This is a genomic window from Actinomadura fibrosa (assembly GCF_900659615.1).
GTDB lineage: Bacteria > Actinomycetota > Actinomycetes > Streptosporangiales > Streptosporangiaceae > Spirillospora > Spirillospora fibrosa.
This window is the reverse complement of the sequence record NZ_CAACUY010000007.1, coordinates 17,442-33,257: the sequence shown is the minus strand read 5'-3', so window position 1 is coordinate 33,257 and position 15,816 is coordinate 17,442. Positions and strand designations below refer to the sequence as shown.

The following is a 15,816-nucleotide window of genomic DNA, read 5'->3' as shown; positions in this document are numbered from 1 at the left end:
CGCCCATGACGAAGGCCCAGCAGCAGGCCCTCGCCACCTGGCAGGCCCTCCCCGCACAGCACGCCACCTGCCTGACGGTGATCTACCGGGCCGACCAGGCCGCCGAGGCCGAACAGCGCGGGGCCTGGACCACCGGGGGCCGCACCGAGAAGGCGTCGGTCTGGCGCTGGCGTCCCTACCGGCCCGTCCGCACCCCGCCCGCCGACAGCCTCGCCGCCCAGCTCCGTGCGCACGGCCTGAACCACGCCGCGGCCCTCGCCGCGTTCACCGCCCTGGACGACCACGGTCTCATCGAGGTGCGCCCCTGCGGCACCCAAGGCCGGGACATCAAGCTCACCACCGCGGGCCGCAAGGTCGCCCGCGCCGGCGGCGTCGACCCCGCCCACACCGGCACCAAAGACCTGCTCAGCGAAGGTCTGTGGGAGATGCTCGTCTCGGTCTGGCAAGCCCACCCCGACGCCTACCCCGCCAGCGACTCTGGCGCCTGGGACCGGCTCCTGCACGCAGACCCCAACCCCCTCGTCCGCGTCGCCGACACCCCCTACCGCCTCGACCAGTACCGCCTCCGGCGCGCCATGCTGCTCACCGACGCCGGAGCCGACCACTACCGCCGCAACTGGCACACCTACGCCCGCGCCTACCCCGACGTCAACGCCCCCCACCCCGATGCCGCCACCGTGGCGTGGCCACCGCACGTCGACGAAACCCTCGCCCGCCTGCGCCACCAGTGCCAGCAGCTCCGCGACCTGATCACCGCCCTCCCCGCAGCGGCCGACGCGCTCTCCTCACCCGCCGCCGCACCGCCGCCCCCGATCGAACTCCCCCACCTGCCACCTGCCGGCACCGCCCCCGCCGACCTGGCCTCCAGCCTGGAGCGCCTCCACCGGGCCGCCAGGCACACCCAGGCCGCGATCGACCGCGCAACCGCCCGCTACAACGGCGCGATCCGCGACGCCCTCACCGGCTACGCCGCCGTCCTGGCCGACCACACCGCCGACGCCCACACCCCCTACCGCGACGCCTGCCTGCACTACGCCCACACCGCCGCCGCCGTCCTCGACGCCGCCGTCACCGGCCACGACCCGGACCGGGCCCTGCGCACCCAGCCGCCCGCCGACGCCGACTGGCCGTGGGCCCCACCGCCATCACCGGCTACCGGTCTGCCCGATCTGGACGCCAAACTCCGCACCGCCCACCAGGCCGCCACCCCGCCCCGGCGCCGCACCACCGGCGACCCCGACCTGCTCACCACCGCGGCTCTCCTCACCGACTACGCCGACACCCTCACCACCCTCCTGGCCGACGGGCACCTCCTGCGGCTCCTGCTTCGCCGAGCCCCCGCCACCGAACAGTCCTAGCCACCACAAGGGCACAACGCGACGCTGGGCAGGAGGCGCCGGGGCGGCTGTCTGAGACACTCTGGTGGTGTCCGGCCCGGGTCATCCCCCCGTTTCGGGAAGGCAGGAGCTGCCCCGTGCATCCGGTAGAGGCGCTGCTACGCGACCATGCGGCAGCACGCGAGCGGGTCGTCGACGACCACATGTTCAGCGTGGCGACCGGCTTCGCGCTCCCCGCCACGTTCCGCCTGCAGGTCTTCACCGCCCCGGACGCGCTGCCGGTGATGGTCGCCATCCAGGCCACCGGCGAAGGCCCGTCCCTGACGAACGCGGCGGAGAAGTACTTCACCGCCGCCTGGCGTCAGACCTGCCCCGACGAGCAGCGCCCACCTATCTGGATCCAGCGGCAGATCCTGCCCAGCGGCCGCTTCGACTCCTTCAACCTGGTGACCTTCAAGGACGCCACCCCCTACACCGGGACCGAACCGGCATGGTCGCGCATCACCGACGCGGCACTCGCCCGCCTGGTCGGCGCCCCGGTCGACCGCAGCCGCGGCGAGGGCTACGCGCCACGGCCGACCGAACCGGAGCCGGTGGAGCAGTTCCGGCTGATCTGGGCGGCGCGCCTGCCACGTCCGCACCCATTCCGCCAGAACGCCTGCATGCCGCAAGGAATCAGCTGGAGCCGCCGCCTGCTCCGCCAGGTCCGCCCGGACCGCACTGCGCGGAGCTGCTGCTGGTATCACGGCGGAGACTGGGCGGCCGCCACCCGCCACGCCGCCGCCCTCGTGCGCCAGGCCGAAGCCGAGGACGTCCCCGCCGACGAGCTCGCCGGCCGAGTGATCACGCTCGCCGCCAAGATCCAAGCGCTACCCGCATGGCAGCGCGAAGCGATCGGAGCGCTGGTGATGGACCCGATCATCGTGGAGCGCGATGGTCGCGGCTACGTCAACGGCCAGCACCGCGCCCAAGCCCTGCTGGACCAGGGCGCCCGCCGCGTCCTGGTGCTGAGGTACCTCGACCCGCCGAACCAGACCGAGGCCAAGGCCGCCCTGGCGGCGTGGGCGGCCCAACATGCGCCCAGGGAACCATGACCACTTGTTCTCTACCTAGGGGCTAGGTAGAGTTATTGCATGGTTAGGCGCAAGCGGGAGGCCTCCGGGCCCCGGATGACGTTGCCGACGCAGCTGGTGCTGCGGGCGCTGCTGGCGGAGCCGACGCACGAGTTCTACGGGTTGCAGATCGGCCAGCAGGCGGGACTGCCCTCGGGCACGGTGCACCCCATCCTCGCCCGGCTGGAGGGACTGGGCTGGCTGGAGTCGCGCTGGGAGGAGGTCGACCCCGCCCAGCAGGGCCGGCCCCGCCGCCGCTACTACCACCTGACCAACGACGGCGCCGAGCGCGCCCGAATCGCCCTGGCCCAAGCCCGCACCCAGGTCACCGACCTGCCAGTACTCCGACCCCGCCCGGCGGGCGGCACCGCATGACCACCCCGCCCCCCGACCCCGCCGCCGCACTGACTCAGTCCGATCACCTCCTCACGTATCTTGACCGCATCCTCGTCCGCGTCCGCAACCTCGACCGCGATCTTGACCGCATCCTCGCCCGCGCCCGCGACCTTGACCGCGATCTCGTCCGCTCCCACGTCGTCGACTTCGACCTCGACCTCGACCTCGTCAGCGATCTCGTCCGCGATTTCGTCCGCGCCCTCGACCTCGACCACGCTCTTCACCGCGACCTCGACCGCGCCTTCAAGCTCAACCGCGGCCTTTCTCGCGCTCTCGTCCGCTCCCTCGCCCGCGTCCGCTTTCGCGTCCTCGTCCGCGACCTTGACCGCGCCCTCAGCCTCGACCTCGACCTCGACCTCGTCCACGTCTGCCTTGGTAAGTTGACTAGGGCGGTGGCGCAAGCGCGTGAGCGGCTGGCGGAAGTGCAGGAGGCTCTGCCGTCGGTCACGAACGCAGCTGTCGGCCGATCGGGGAAACGGGCGGGCGCGCTGCTGGCGAGCACGGCGGTGCGGGCGGCGGGGTGGGCGGTGCGGATGCTGCCGTCCGCCGACCGGCCCCGGTACGCCGAGGAGTTCCGCAGCGAGCTGTGGGAGCTGGCCGCGGCCGACGCTGGCCGCTGGCGCCAGGTCCGCCATGCCGTCCGGCTGCTCGTCCGCGCTCCGCTGCTGCGCCGCGAACTCACCCGCCCTCGTGCCCGGCGGGCGCTGTCATGAGGCCGCCCGCCAAGGCCGCGGCGAAACTGGCCGCAGCGGTGAGCATGATGTCGGTGCTGGCGTCGGCCATGGCGATGGCGGGCGGCCCTGCCGCGGCCGGGCTGGCCGCGATGCTCGGCGTGCCGCTGGCCGCGCTGTGCTGGGTGCTCAACGACCCCGGCCGATCAGAACGCCTGGTCCAGGTGATCCACGCCATCCGCGCCACCACCCCACCGCCACCCGGCGACTCCGATCAACACGCCATTTCGCCCGCCTCTCGGTCACGCAGCACCGCATGACCGGAGCCGATCACCGGCCGTTGTGACCCGCGCCGTCCAGTTCCCTCCCCCGCTCTCGTTTGCGGCGGGTGGCGTCTCCGGTAGACGGGCCTACGATGGCAGGGTGACTGCACAACCGATCGAGGAAGACGACCCGCTCGACCCGGAGCGGATCCTGAACGATCTTCCGGAGCGTGAGCGCGGAGCCTTCCTCGACGCCTACCGGGCGGCCCTCGCGGATGCCCGCGACCCGGCCGGGTGGAAGAACCTGCGCCGAACGCTGCGGCTGTGGAGCCTCATGGCAATCGCCACCAACCGGCCCGGTCACTACCATGCGCGCGAACGCGCCCGCGCCGGCACCGGTGAGGGGATGCTCCTGGACGACGCGGTCAAGCGCTTTCGCACCGCGTGAGCTACCGGCCCTGGCTAGACGGCGGAGTCCTACGCCGGATGCAGGGGCTTCCCCCCGAAGCCCTCGATCTGCTCGTCCGCCTAATGGTGCGGGTCTGCGAAGACCCCTTCGACCGGGTGATCAGCCTCCCGACCGGCAAAGACCCACACGAGCGGATGGCCGAACTCGGCGAGGCCGGATTCGTCACCTTCATCGTTGATGAAGACGCAGGCCTCGTCCGCGTCTACGACCTGGTGTGGATCGGCTGATCTTCTGGCGAGGCCCTTGGCGAGATGAACGTCTTCTTCACGACGCTCAGTGTCGTGCCCTCGGTCACGAGTTCGTTGGGGACTGTCGGACGGGGATCGGGCTCACAGGCAGGGACCCCCGTCCGGTGAGGGAGACGACCTTGTCGCGCCTCGTCCAAGAGGCAGATCAGCCTATTGACCTGGGGAAGTGCGTTACGAAAAGCGCGTCAGTGGACATGAGGCTCTGACCAGGCTAAACGTGGGTCGCAGTATGCTACGATCGCACTCAGATCGGGCCGTAGTGTGCCCCGACGACAGGAGCCCTTGATTCCCTTGCGGGAGTCGAGGGCTTTTTTGTTTGTCGTTTCGATCGCCCCACCTCAGACGGTCCCACCAGATGGTGGGGCCGTTTTTCGTTCCCTGGGAGAGAGACACGATGCCCCTCGAAAGCCCAGAGTCGCCCCTACTACCTTCTTGGTGGCCGGTGCTTGGACTCGGCGCATGGTTGATCATCCGCATGGTCACCGAAGCCATGCGCTACCTGATCGCCAAGGCGGCGATAAACAAGACCGACGCACGTGACCTGCACAAAGTCCTCCACGCCCTCGCGCCGTGGCTTGCCCGTACAGCACGATCGGACGAGCTGCCTCGGCCGGTGCCCAACCAACTTGCCGATCCTGCGGCGTCGGCAGTGCAGCCGCCGCAAGATGGCGACCAGACACCTCGCAGCGAAGGGGGGACACAATGAGCCGGCGCCGCCGCGGCGAGTTCCGCGACCCGACGCCCCGCCTGGCCGTCCATGAAGATCACCTTCTATGGAAGGCCCTTGAGAGCATGCCTCAGCTCGAAAGGGAAGTCCTCATGGCTCGATACGGTCTCGCTGACGGTGAACCCAAGACGCTGTCCGAGATCGCCCGGCTGTTCGGAGTCAGCCGCGGACACGCCGAGCATCTGCTTCTCACGGCATACGACGATTTCACGGACTGGCCCATCATGATGGTGGATGACGGCCGTGACGATGAGGACTACGAAGACCGGTACTTCGACGTCATCGACGTCCGCAAGCGGACTGTCGTTCCCCCAGACGAACAGCTCGGAATCATCCGGTGCGGCTTCTGCCGACGTCGCTTCCAGCCTGCTCCCAAGGGGCGCCCCCCAACGTTCTGCGCTGGCAAATGCCGTCAAGCCGCCCACCGGCTCCGCAATAGACGAGCCAGAAGCCAGGAACAGGACCGGCCGCCGTCCTGACGCAGCAACGCCACTGGCCAGTCATCCCGCAGACCCGGGGCGGGGCAAGTCAACTGCAGGGCGGGTTTGGGGTCGTGCCAGGCTGCCAAGGCGCGGGCCTCCCGGTTCGCCCCAACGGGTGCAGCCCGCCGGCCAGGTCGTCGACGTCCTCCTCGACGAGGTCACGGGCGAGGTCACTGACTTCGGCGAAGGCCCCAGCTGTCGTTTTCCGAAGTCGTCTGCACGAATCTCTGAAGCCCTCTGCACTGCCCCCGCGCCGGGGTGAGTGGTGGGTCCGAGGCGGGCCCGGCCGGTGCGCGGTGAGCCGGGCCCGCCGCTTGGGGTTAGTTGGTGATGTGGTCGAGCAGCCAGCTGGTGATCGCGTGGGCGGCTCCAGCGAGCGTGCCGCGGAGGACGGCTGCGGCCAGGAGGAGCCGTTCGGTGCGGGTCAGAGCGGGTGTGTGCGCCATCGCGTGTCTCCGCGTATCAGGTCGGGGGTGTGTGCCGGCCGGCTGATATCCAGCGTGTGACCGCCTTGGAGCCCGGTGCCGAGTTGCGATGAGTACGCCGCTACGCCCTGGCGTGTGGGCATTTCAGCACACGCGGTGGCCAGGTGGCGTGATGATGGTCTGCGATGAGTGGCGACGACAAAGGCCGGCCGGTCACCAGGAGACCGCGCCTGATCGCGCGTCCCCAGGTCCCGCCGGGGCCGCTGCAGGATCTCAAAGCGTTGATCTATGAGCTGTATGTGGAGGCCGGGGCTCCTTCTCTGGAGACGATGGCCGCCGTGGTCGCCGCCGACGATGATCTGCCGGGGGCTCCGGAGAAGGACACGATCCACCGGATCATCCGAGACACCGCACTGCCGCCTTCGCAGGCCGATGTCGTCGCGGTGGTCACCGTGCTGGCCCGCGCCACCACCACGTGGGACAGCCATGACGCGGCGCAACGGGCCCGGGACCTGTGGGTCGCCGCGCGGATGAGCTCGGCGGTGGGTGTGCCACTGGGCGAGGCGAGCGACCCGTTCGTGCTGGAGGTGCACCGGCCGATCGCCGCGGAGCAGGCGGGCACCCTCCCACCGTTGCCGCCCTATCTACCCCGGCCTCACGACCAGCAGCTCGCCGCGGTCGTCCAGCGGGCCGCCGAGGGTGCCAGCATGATGACGGTGCTGGTGGCGGGGTCGTCGGCGGGCAAGACCCGCGCCTGCTGGCAGGCCCTGGAGCCACTGCGCAAGGCGGGCGGGTGGCGGCTGTGGCACCCCTTCGACCCGACCCGCCCGCAGGCGGCCCTGCAGGACCTGGACCGGGTCGGGCCACGCACCGTGGTGTGGTTAAACGAAACCCAGGACTACCTGGGCGGCGGGGAGGCCGGCGAGCGGGTCGCCGCCGGGCTGCGCACCCTGCTGGCCGACCGGGCGCGGGCCCCGGTGCTGGTGCTGGGCACGCTGTGGCCCGAGCATCACACCGACCTGACCCGGCGGCCCGAGTCACAGGTGCGGCAACTGCTGGACGGCACGATCATCGAGGTGCCCGAAACCTTCACCGGCACCGACCCGGCCGTCCTGCGGCAGGCCGCCACCACCGACCCGCGGCTGGCCGAGGCGATCGAGCACGCCGAGGACGGGCAGATCACCCAGTACCTGGCCGGCGGACCGGAGCTCCTGGCCCGGTTCACCGCCGCGGAGCCGGCGGCCAAGGCGATGATCTGGGCGGCGATGGACGCTCGCCGGATGGGACACCGCAACGCCCTGCCGTTGTCGCTGCTAGAGGAAGCCGTACCGGCCTACCTGACCGCCACCCAGTACGACCAGCTGGGCGAGGACTGGCTGGAACGCGCACTGGCCTACACCGCCCAACCCTGCAAAGGAGCCCGGGGGCCGGTCACCCGCATCCGCGCCGAACGTCCCCACCGCGGCCGCAGGCGCCACACACCCCACGCATCAGGCCACGACGGTGGGCCGGTGTACCAGCTGGCCGACTACCTCGACCAGCACGGCCGCGCAACCCGCGCCGACCAGATCCCACCGATCGGTTTCTGGGAGGCAGCAGCCGCTCACGCCCACCCCTCTGACCAGCGTGCTCTCGGCGATGCCGCTTGGAACCGCGGCCTGTACCGCGACGCCACCCAGCTACACAAGAACGCCACCACCCACGGCGACCCGTGGGCTGCTCGATCACTCGTCGCCCACCTGCACCGACTCCACCCCACCGACCATCGACCCGCCGCCCACGCCGCCGCCCACATCGCCCTCGACAACCCGTACGGCGTCGCCGCCCTGTTGGGCGGGTTGCGGGAGGCCGGGGCCGGTGACCAGGTGACCGCACTGGCCGACCGGGCCACTGCCCACGCCGCTCTCGACGACCCGGCCGGCGTCGCCGCCCTGCTGGACCGGTTGCGGGCGGCCGGGGCCGACGACCAGGTGACCGCACTGGCCGACCGGGCCGCAGCCCAGGTCGCTCTCGACGACCCGCGCGGCGTCGCCGTCCTGCTGGACCGGTTGCGGGCGGCCGGGGCCGGTGACCAGGTGACCGCGCTGCTGGCCCGCAATCCCGCCGCACACGCCGCTCTCGACGACCCGCGCGGCGTCGCCGTCCTGCTGCGCGGGTTGCGGGAGGCCGGGGCCGACGACCAGGTGACCGCACTGGCCGACCGGGCCACTGCCCACGCCGCTCTCGACGACCCGCGCGGCGTCGCCGTCCTGCTGCCCGGGTTGCGGGCGGCCGGGGCCGACGACCAGGTGACCGCACTGGCCGACCGGGCCACTGCCCACGCCGCTCTCGACGACCCGTTCGGCCTCGCCGCCCTGCTGGACCGGTTGCGGGCGGCCGGGGCCGACGACCAGGTGACCGCACTGCTGGCCCGCAATCCCGCCGCCCACGCCGCTCTCGACGACCTGGGCGGCGTCGCCGTCCTGCTGCGCGGGTTGCGGGAGGCCGGGGCCGGTGACCAGGTGACCGCACTGGCCGACCGGTTGCCGGCTGCCGGCATGTTCGATCAGTTTCTGCAGTTCGCTGATCATAGGGAGCGGTACCGATTCGGGCGGGAACCGGAGGGACATCCCGCCGACTGGTGGCGCTGGGAGGACCTGTTAGATCTGGGGTGACCAGCCGGTACAGGCATTCCCCCTTCCGCAGGGCCACACGGCAGATCGCGCCGCCCCGTCAACCACGACCGCTGCAAAACCTCGCGTCCCGCCGCATCCACCCAGGCAGACGCACTCCGCAACTCGGACAAACAACGCCCATCGGTCACCGGCACACCACCACCATGCCCGCACCCGGTGACCCGCCACCACCCGCGCAGCTGGCCTGCGCCACCTAACTCGACATATCTCGTGGACGACTGATATCGTCTAAGACATGGCACCAATCAGGATGACCGCCAGCACGATCAAGGTGTTGGAGGTGCTGATGGACGCCGATGGGGATGACGATAGGGCCGTGTATGGGCTCGACGTCGTTCGCAGGAGTGGCCTCGGCACAGGAACCGCATACCCGATCTTGGCCAAGCTGGAGCGCATCGGCTGGGCCAAATCCCACTGGGATGACAGCGACACTCCTGGTGCACGTCGTAGGTACTACGTCCTGACGGGTGAGGGCAGGGCGGGCATCCTTGAAGCGTTCGCCGCCAGGCCGAACCTCGTTGCGCGAAGGTTCGCAACATGAGTCGGGGCGAGTTCCGCACGCGCATCCTCGAACGCTATGACCGCGACAACATCGCTTCTGCGATGAGCAAGGCGGCCCGTTGGGAAAAGTGGTGTGTTCACGGCGGAACGATCATCGCTCTTGCAGGGGCGCCGTTCTTTGTCCTGAACGGCTTTCATTTCACGGGCGGTTTCCTTGGTGGTCTTCCCTCGCTCCTCTTTCCGCTGGGCGCGTTGTTGTCGGTTGCCGTCGAAACACGAGTACAGGTCAGGCTAGGACCGCGACGAGCGCAGGGATTGGCGGGGGCAGGCCTGTTGTGCCAACTCGGCGCTCTCTTGGCCGTTGAGCCGGGGCGATCCGATGAGTGGCGGGAACATCTTCTTGTCCTCCGCAGTGAGGGGCGTCGAGCCGTACTGCTAGCCGGATGCGGACAGGTGAAGGCCGGCCTAATCAGCCGCCTTGGGTGGCTCTGGCGCGATGTTGGGCTGCAGGCGGTCCGCTGGGTCCTCCGGTCGAACAAGCGGACATGGTCCGTCGTCACCTGCACGATCGCTTGGATCGTCGCGGACCTGCTCGGTCAGAGCGTCGGATCCGGACTGCTAGCGCTCATCGGCCTGGCATGGACGTCCACCCAGGCGGTGCCGTGGCTCCGGGATCGCCTCGATGCGCACCCGCCGAAAGCTAAGCAAGGAACGGGTGGCGACCGATCCTAGATGATGCGCCTGAGGTTCCAGCGGGCCAGCCATGCGGCACGACACCTCGGAGGATGTGCGCCACCGGCTGCCCCGACTCGGATTACTCTAGGGAAGTTGGAGACAGCGTGGAAGAGATAACGAGCCCGTCAGAAAAGATCCAGAGACTGGCAGGGGAAAAAGACTCAGTCATCCGGGCCAAAGGTTCCGCTCCTCCGAGTTGATCTCCCAAGTTCAGAAGGACATGGCGGAGTTGTCCCAAATCCGACGCGAGGCAGTGCGGGACCTCATCAACCAGGACCTGTTCTACAACGAGATCGCCAGGGAGGTGGGGGTCAGCCCCGCTCGGGTGAGCACAGCCGGGTGATCCTGACCTACGGCTCGCTCGGGGGCGGCGGCTCCCACGGCCCCACCACGCCCTGCGCGTCCATCCGGATCCGGGGATGTCCTCGTAGTGCGCGGACGGCTCCACAGGCCGAAGGGAGTCTCCGCGCACCTCGGAGACCAAGCGGGTGGCCACCGGCGGGTCCGTTCTTGTCGTGGGCACGACGCGGAGCGTACCTGGTCAGCTATTCGGCCAGATCCCGACCACGTCGACGTCGTCCTGCACGACACGGTAGAAGATCCGCACCATGCCCCGGTGCAGGCGGAAGGTGTCGGGGATCTCCTCGTCCGGGACGGCATCGTCCGGAAACGGGTCGACCATCAGCCCGGCGGCGGCCGCGAGACCCTCCTTGTAGAGCGCGTCGGGCAGCGCGAGAAGCTGCGCCCAGGCGGTGGGCAGCCAGCGGACGGACTGGGGCATCAGTCGGCGCCGCGGACCCGCTGCGCTGCGCGGTCGGCGTCGGCGGCGGCGATCATCTCGGCAGGGTCGGTGAACACGCGGAGCGGGACTTCGCCGGCGTCGATCTGGTTGATCCCGTCGTATGCCTGGCGTCGCTGGGCGAGCAGCCGCAACTCCTCCAGCTCCTTGTACGCGGCGGGGGAGATGACGACGCCCTCGTTGCCCTCGTGGTCGCGTACGAGCTTCGGGTGGCCGCTGTGGGCGTCACGGATCGCCGCGGTGATCTCCTCACCGTCGATGCGCACTGCGTCGTCCATACCGCGATGATAGGACACTCGCGTCCACCCCGTCGGCCGCCGGCGACGCACAGGTCGGCCACCCTGAGCGCCTCGCTCCCGACCGGGTTCTGGCGGATCGGCCCCCTCGTACTTTCGGGGCCCTTCCTGCTGTGCGAGGGGTGATTGCCGCACGGCGACACATCCGAATCCCTCGGCCGAGGCGAGTAGTGCTTGCTCCTGGCGCCGGGCGGACGGAGCACTTTGGGCGGGCCGGTCAGTGAGGCAGGTTGGGATCGTGCCAGGCGGCCAGGGCGCGGGCGGCGGCGGTGCGGGTGCGCCACAGGTCGAAGTCAGAGCCGCGATCGGGGTCGTCGGTGTCGGGGGTGACGGCGGTCATCGGCATCTGGATGCGGGTGCGCTGGGCGGGGTCGCCAGCGTCGGCGCGCCATTCGGTGCGTGCGCCGTAGGTGAGGCGGGTGATGGTCCCGGCGATCTCGCCGTCCGGGGCCATCAGCCTCCAGTGGTGCTCGTCGTGCTCGGTGAGGGTCTGGGTGAGGCGCCACGCGTCGGGCAGCCCGTCCACGCCGGTGTCGGTGTGCGGGGTGCGTTCGCGAAGTGCGCGTTCGGACTCGGCGGCCAGTGCGCGCAGCGCCTTGACCCTGGAGGGGTAGCGGTTCTTGGGCCCGGCGCCGGCGGTGACGTTGCGGTCGGTGATGTGCCGGGCTTGCCAGCCGCTGCCCGGCCACGCCTTCACCACTCCGCCGACTCGGGTCGTGCCGCGCCACCACAGCACGTCATCGTCGTCGGTGGCCCAGCCCTCGTCGAGTCCCGTCACCGCGCGCAGCGCACCAACCGGCATCGGCCCGGCCGCCGACTGCTCGTCCCGGCTCGTCTCGGCGGCCGCGGCCTCGTCGTCGACCAGGTCGCCGACGTCCTCATCGAGGTCACTGGTGAGGTCGCTGGATTCGGCGAAGGCCTCAGCGCCGGTGCGATCGGTCCCGAGCGGGATGGCTGGAAAGGCGACTGGTGTGGCGGTCTCGGCGTCATCGGCGGGCAGCTCGATGGCGCGGGGGCGGGCCTTGGCCTCGGGGAGGTACTTGTAGAGCGTGGCGCGGGAGATGCCCAGCAGCCGGGCGATGGAGGAGATCGACTCCTCGGGCCGGGTGAGCAGCGCGCGGGCTTGGCGGATCTGCTCGGCGTCCATCGCCGGCGGGCGGCCCAGCCGCACTCCGCGGGCGCGGGCGGCCCCCACCCCTTCGTGGGTGCCTTCCACGATGAGTTCGCGGATGAACTCGGCCAGGGCGGCGAACACGTGGAACACTAGTCGGCCGCCCGGGGTGGTGGTGTCGAGCGCCTCGCGCAGCGAGGCGAACCCGACGCCGCGCAGCCGCAGCTCGGCGACGATCTCGATCAGGTCCTTCAGCGACCGGCTGAGCCGGTCCAGGGACGGCACCACCAGAGTGTCACCGGGCCGCAGGTAGTCCATCTGTCGGTTCTCGAAGTCGTCTGCACGGATGTTCGTAGTGCTCTGCACGGACCGTGCTGGGGTCGAGCTCTGGCCTCAGTAGCGCGCTGGTGGTTCGGGACGAGACGGGTTCCGGGAGTGCGGTCTTGGTTGAGATCGGCTGTGTGGATGTCGGTGTCTTGTGCATGGCCGTTGAGCCGTGCCTTCGCGACCGTTTTGTGTGGCTGCTGCGAGTTCTTGGGGTGGCCGGGTCTGGTCTGGGGTCCCGGGTTATCGCGGGGTTGGTGGGCGGTGTGGCTTGGCAGGATGAGGGCTCCAAGTCGGGTCGTGCGCGGGGGTGAGGTGGATGTCGTTGATCGGGTTGGCGGAGGCGATCGAGCAGCTGCGGGTGGAGTTGGGGGCGGCGCAGGATGCGGGGGCTGATCAGCAGTTGCGGTTCAAGGTGACGGAGGTGGAGATGGAGTTGCTGGTCGAGTTGCGTAAGGAGGGTGGGGCCAAGGCTTCGTTCGGGGTGCTGTCGGTGGGCGCCGAGGGCAAGGTCAGCAAGGGCAACACGCATCGGTTGAAGTTGAAGCTGGAGGTCAAGGACGAGGCGCTGGGCGGGGCCGCCGCCGAGGTCGGCGACGATGATGAGGGGTCGTTCGACGACTGATGTCCGAGCAGGTGCGGCAGGAAGCCGATGTGCGGCGGCTGGCCGATGTACGGGCCGGCGCCGGACAGAGCGTGAAGTGCAGTGGGACGGGCTATTTGGTCGGGCCCAGCCTGGTGCTGACCTGTCGGCACGTGCTGGTGAACGCCTGCGCCGAGCATGCAGAGCGAGCCGGGACCTCGCAGGGGTGCGGGCAGTGCGACATCTGGCCGCAGTTGCAGGTGCGGATCGGGCAGCCCGTCGACGAGCCCGCTGGTGAGGCGGGCGGGGGCGGTCCGGAGCCGGTGCGGGTGGGGGCGTGGCTTCTGTGGGAGCACCCGTCGCAGGATGTGGCGTTGCTGCGGCTGGCGTCGCCGGTGCCGGGGGCGCGGGAGTGGTCGCCGGTGCGGTGGGGCCGGTTGGTGACCGGCGCGACGCAGCGCTACAACGGCCTGGGGTTTCCGCGGCTGGCCCGGTATGCCGACAAGACCCGGTTCATCGAGCCCCTGGCGGGCGAGGTCAACCAGCTCTCACGCGACCCGGACGGGTTCGCGCTCAATCAGACGCACGGTCCCCGTGATGACCCGTCGGCGGCCTCGCCGTGGGTGGGAGTGTCGGGCGCGGCGGTATTCGTCGAGTCGTGGTTGCTGGCCGTGGTGACCGTCGATGATCGACGGTCCCACAACCGTCTTCGCGCTATCCCTGTCACGCGTTGCCTGCAGGACCCGGAGTTCGTCCGGCTGGTGGCAGCCGACGGCGGGTTCGAGCCGGTGCCCGAGCCGGTGGAGCTGGCCGAGGTGCTGCAGGCACGACCGGCGGCGCGGGCGGCGACGCCGGGGTCGCTGCTGGCGGCGGCCGCTGAAGCGGTGCCTTTCCAGGGCCGCGTCGACCATCTGCGGGGGCTGGCGCTCTGGCGCGACGGCGGCCCGGCGGACGCGGTCGGCGGCGGGGCTGCGGGGGTGTCGGTGCGGTTGGTGACCGGTGAGGGCGGGCAGGGCAAGACCCGGCTGGCCCGCCGGTTCGCCGCCGACAGCCGCGCGGCCGGCTGGGTGGCGGGCTTCACCGTCACCGCGCCCCGGGCGGCCAGTGACGCCCAGCAGCAGGCCGGCGCCGAGCAGCTGGCGGCACTGTTGCGGGCGTGTATCGAACCGGTGTTGGTGGTGTGCGACTACGCCGAAACCTCCCCGCTGTTCGTCGAGACGTTGCTGACCCGCCTGCAGGAGCGGCCGCCGGCCCGGCCGGTGCGGGTGCTGCTGTTGGCCCGGGCGAGCGGGGCGTGGTGGCAGGACCTGCAGGACATGCTCGGCGACCAGGCGGCGCGGCTGGTCACGCTGCCGCCGCTGGGCGACGATCCCGGAGTGCGGCGGGAGGGCTATCTGGCCGCGGTGCGGGGGCTGGCTGCGGGCTTGTCGCGGTTGCCCGAGCCTGCGGTCCCCGATGCCGCGGCCGAGCGGTGGCCCGTCCTGGCCGGGGAACTGGCGCAGTCGCCACCGGATCTGTCGCCGGAGTTCGGGAACGCGCTGACCTTGCAGATGACCGCGCTGCTGGACCTGCTCCAGCTGGCGACCGGGCACGCTGTGCCCGCGCACCGCGACACCGGCCGCCGGCCCGAGCAGCAGCTGGCCCAGCATGAACGCGACTACCACCGCCGGGTCGCGGCCGGCAACGGGCTGCTGGAACGCGACGTGCTCTCGCCGACGGTCGCTCGCAGAACCCGCGAACGGCACGCCATGACGCTGCTGAACCGGGCCCTGGCCGGCCTGATCATGCTGGGGCCGTGCGACAGCGCCCTGGCCGCCGGCATCGGCGCCCTGGCCGGCGCGAACCGGGTCGCCGACGTCGTGGAGTGGCTGACCGCGCTCTACCCGCCGCCCCCGCACCAAGGAGACGGGCACCGGGCCATCGCCGTCGGCGAGGTCCAGCCTGACCGGCTCGCCGAGATCCTGCTGGGAGACATCCTGTCCACCGTGGACGACCCCAGCACCGGCCCGCCGACGGCCCTGTCGTCCGAAGCGGGCGCCGAACAGCTGCTCGGCCAGATCGCCGCGCTGGTACATGACCTGCGCGCCGCCCAGCAGGCGTTGTTCGCGCTGGTGCGCACCGCCGCTCATCCCCAATTCCGTGACGCGCTCAGCGAGCAGACCATCGACCTGATCGCGACCCATCCCGATCCGTTCGCCGCCGCCGCTCCCTTCCTGGCCGCCATCCCCGCTCACCGCGACATCCTGCTGGCCGGCCTGCACCGGCTGGGCGACCGCGATCCAGACTCCCTGACCACCCAAGCGGGACGCACCAGCGCCCTGCTCCCCAAAACCTCGGTCAGCCTGGCCCACCTCAGCGCGGCCATTACCGGCATCCTCACCGACCTGTTCCGCACCCTCGCCCGCACCAACCGCGATGTCTACCTGCCCGACCTGGCGATGTCGTTGAACAACTACGCCGTGCGGCTGGCGGAGACCGGTCGGCGGGCCGAGGCGGTTCCGGTGTCGGAGGAAGCTGTCCGGCTCCGCCGCGAGCTGACCGGCCTCAACCGCGACGCCTACCTGCCCAACCTGGCGATGTCGTTGAACAACTACGCCGCACTGCTGGCGGAGACCGGTCGGCGGGCCGAGGCGGTCCCGGTGTCGGAGGAAGCCGTCGCCAT

The 15,816-nt window shown here is 70.8% G+C and carries 17 protein-coding genes and 1 pseudogene; 14 read left to right on the top strand and 4 right to left on the bottom strand.

Annotated elements, in window-relative coordinates:
• The first annotated feature begins 5 nt into the window (after positions 1-5).
• The 9 genes from E1300_RS04770 (at position 6) to E1300_RS04725 (ending at position 5,702) form a co-directional block, all read left to right on the top strand.
• Positions 6-1,358: a hypothetical protein gene (locus tag E1300_RS04770; protein ID WP_131755641.1), complete on the top strand. Its 1,353-nt coding sequence runs from the start codon at positions 6-8 to the stop codon at positions 1,356-1,358.
• A gap of 116 nt (positions 1,359-1,474) precedes the next feature.
• Positions 1,475-2,431, top strand: coding sequence for a ParB N-terminal domain-containing protein (locus tag E1300_RS04765; RefSeq protein WP_131755640.1), 957 nt, complete (start codon positions 1,475-1,477; stop codon positions 2,429-2,431).
• 39 nt (positions 2,432-2,470) lie between these two features.
• The gene (locus tag E1300_RS04760) at positions 2,471-2,824 is read left to right on the top strand and encodes a PadR family transcriptional regulator (protein ID WP_242618944.1); all 354 of its coding nucleotides are present in this window, start codon (positions 2,471-2,473) and stop codon (positions 2,822-2,824) included.
• On the top strand, positions 2,821-3,558 hold the full coding sequence (locus E1300_RS51280) for a hypothetical protein (RefSeq protein ID WP_207399475.1): 738 nt from the start codon (positions 2,821-2,823) through the stop codon (positions 3,556-3,558). Before E1300_RS04760 ends, E1300_RS51280 begins: the two co-directional genes overlap by 4 nt.
• A complete protein-coding gene (locus tag E1300_RS04745) occupies positions 3,555-3,836 on the top strand; it encodes a hypothetical protein (RefSeq protein ID WP_131755639.1) in 282 nt (93 codons plus the stop codon). Before E1300_RS51280 ends, E1300_RS04745 begins: the two co-directional genes overlap by 4 nt.
• Before the next feature lie 103 nt (positions 3,837-3,939).
• Entirely contained in the window at positions 3,940-4,227 is a 288-nt protein-coding gene (locus E1300_RS04740; RefSeq protein ID WP_131755638.1) for a DUF6247 family protein, read from the top strand.
• A 38-nt stretch (positions 4,228-4,265) separates the two neighbouring features.
• Complete coding sequence (locus E1300_RS04735; protein WP_131755637.1) at positions 4,266-4,475, top strand: hypothetical protein; 210 nt, start codon at positions 4,266-4,268, stop codon at positions 4,473-4,475.
• A gap of 496 nt (positions 4,476-4,971) precedes the next feature.
• The gene (locus E1300_RS04730; RefSeq protein ID WP_131755636.1) at positions 4,972-5,202 is read left to right on the top strand and encodes a hypothetical protein; all 231 of its coding nucleotides are present in this window, start codon (positions 4,972-4,974) and stop codon (positions 5,200-5,202) included.
• Positions 5,199-5,702 carry a sigma factor-like helix-turn-helix DNA-binding protein gene (locus E1300_RS04725; protein WP_131755635.1) on the top strand — a complete coding sequence of 168 codons (504 nt, stop codon included), beginning with the start codon at positions 5,199-5,201 and terminating at the stop codon, positions 5,700-5,702. Before E1300_RS04730 ends, E1300_RS04725 begins: the two co-directional genes overlap by 4 nt.
• A gap of 323 nt (positions 5,703-6,025) precedes the next feature.
• Here the strand turns inward: E1300_RS04725 and E1300_RS53315 are convergent, their stop codons facing one another.
• Positions 6,026-6,151, bottom strand: coding sequence for a hypothetical protein (locus tag E1300_RS53315; RefSeq protein ID WP_278045340.1), 126 nt, complete (start codon positions 6,149-6,151; stop codon positions 6,026-6,028).
• Positions 6,152-6,411: 260 nt separating this feature from the next.
• Between E1300_RS53315 and E1300_RS04720 the strand changes: the two genes are divergently transcribed.
• The 3 genes from E1300_RS04720 (at position 6,412) to E1300_RS04710 (ending at position 10,038) form a co-directional block, all read left to right on the top strand.
• The gene (locus E1300_RS04720; RefSeq protein WP_131755634.1) at positions 6,412-8,784 is read left to right on the top strand and encodes a hypothetical protein; all 2,373 of its coding nucleotides are present in this window, start codon (positions 6,412-6,414) and stop codon (positions 8,782-8,784) included.
• 256 nt (positions 8,785-9,040) lie between these two features.
• The gene (locus tag E1300_RS04715; protein WP_131755633.1) at positions 9,041-9,346 is read left to right on the top strand and encodes a PadR family transcriptional regulator; all 306 of its coding nucleotides are present in this window, start codon (positions 9,041-9,043) and stop codon (positions 9,344-9,346) included.
• Positions 9,343-10,038 carry a hypothetical protein gene (locus E1300_RS04710; RefSeq protein ID WP_131755632.1) on the top strand — a complete coding sequence of 232 codons (696 nt, stop codon included), beginning with the start codon at positions 9,343-9,345 and terminating at the stop codon, positions 10,036-10,038. The genes E1300_RS04715 and E1300_RS04710 overlap by 4 nt, the downstream gene beginning before the upstream one ends.
• Before the next feature lie 544 nt (positions 10,039-10,582).
• On the opposite strand, the gene E1300_RS04705 is transcribed toward E1300_RS04710, so the two are convergent.
• The 3 genes from E1300_RS04705 to E1300_RS04695 all read right to left on the bottom strand — a co-directional run bounded on the left by E1300_RS04705 (position 10,583) and on the right by E1300_RS04695 (position 12,565).
• Positions 10,583-10,822: a type II toxin-antitoxin system RelE family toxin gene (locus E1300_RS04705; RefSeq protein ID WP_131755631.1), complete on the bottom strand. Its 240-nt coding sequence runs from the start codon at positions 10,820-10,822 to the stop codon at positions 10,583-10,585.
• Positions 10,822-11,118: a hypothetical protein gene (locus E1300_RS04700; RefSeq protein WP_131755630.1), complete on the bottom strand. Its 297-nt coding sequence runs from the start codon at positions 11,116-11,118 to the stop codon at positions 10,822-10,824. Before E1300_RS04700 ends, E1300_RS04705 begins: the two co-directional genes overlap by 1 nt.
• Positions 11,119-11,353: 235 nt before the next feature.
• Positions 11,354-12,565: a recombinase family protein gene (locus E1300_RS04695; RefSeq protein WP_131755629.1), complete on the bottom strand. Its 1,212-nt coding sequence runs from the start codon at positions 12,563-12,565 to the stop codon at positions 11,354-11,356.
• Positions 12,566-12,890: 325 nt separating this feature from the next.
• On the opposite strand from E1300_RS04695, the gene E1300_RS04690 reads away from it, so the two are divergent.
• Both E1300_RS04690 and E1300_RS49810 read left to right on the top strand, forming a co-directional pair.
• Positions 12,891-13,196 carry a trypco2 family protein gene (locus E1300_RS04690; protein WP_131755628.1) on the top strand — a complete coding sequence of 102 codons (306 nt, stop codon included), beginning with the start codon at positions 12,891-12,893 and terminating at the stop codon, positions 13,194-13,196.
• Positions 13,196-15,811 (top strand): annotated as a pseudogene (locus E1300_RS49810) (tetratricopeptide repeat protein); the annotation flags it as partial. The gene E1300_RS04690 and the pseudogene E1300_RS49810, both read left to right, overlap by 1 nt.
• Positions 15,812-15,816: the final 5 nt, after the last annotated feature.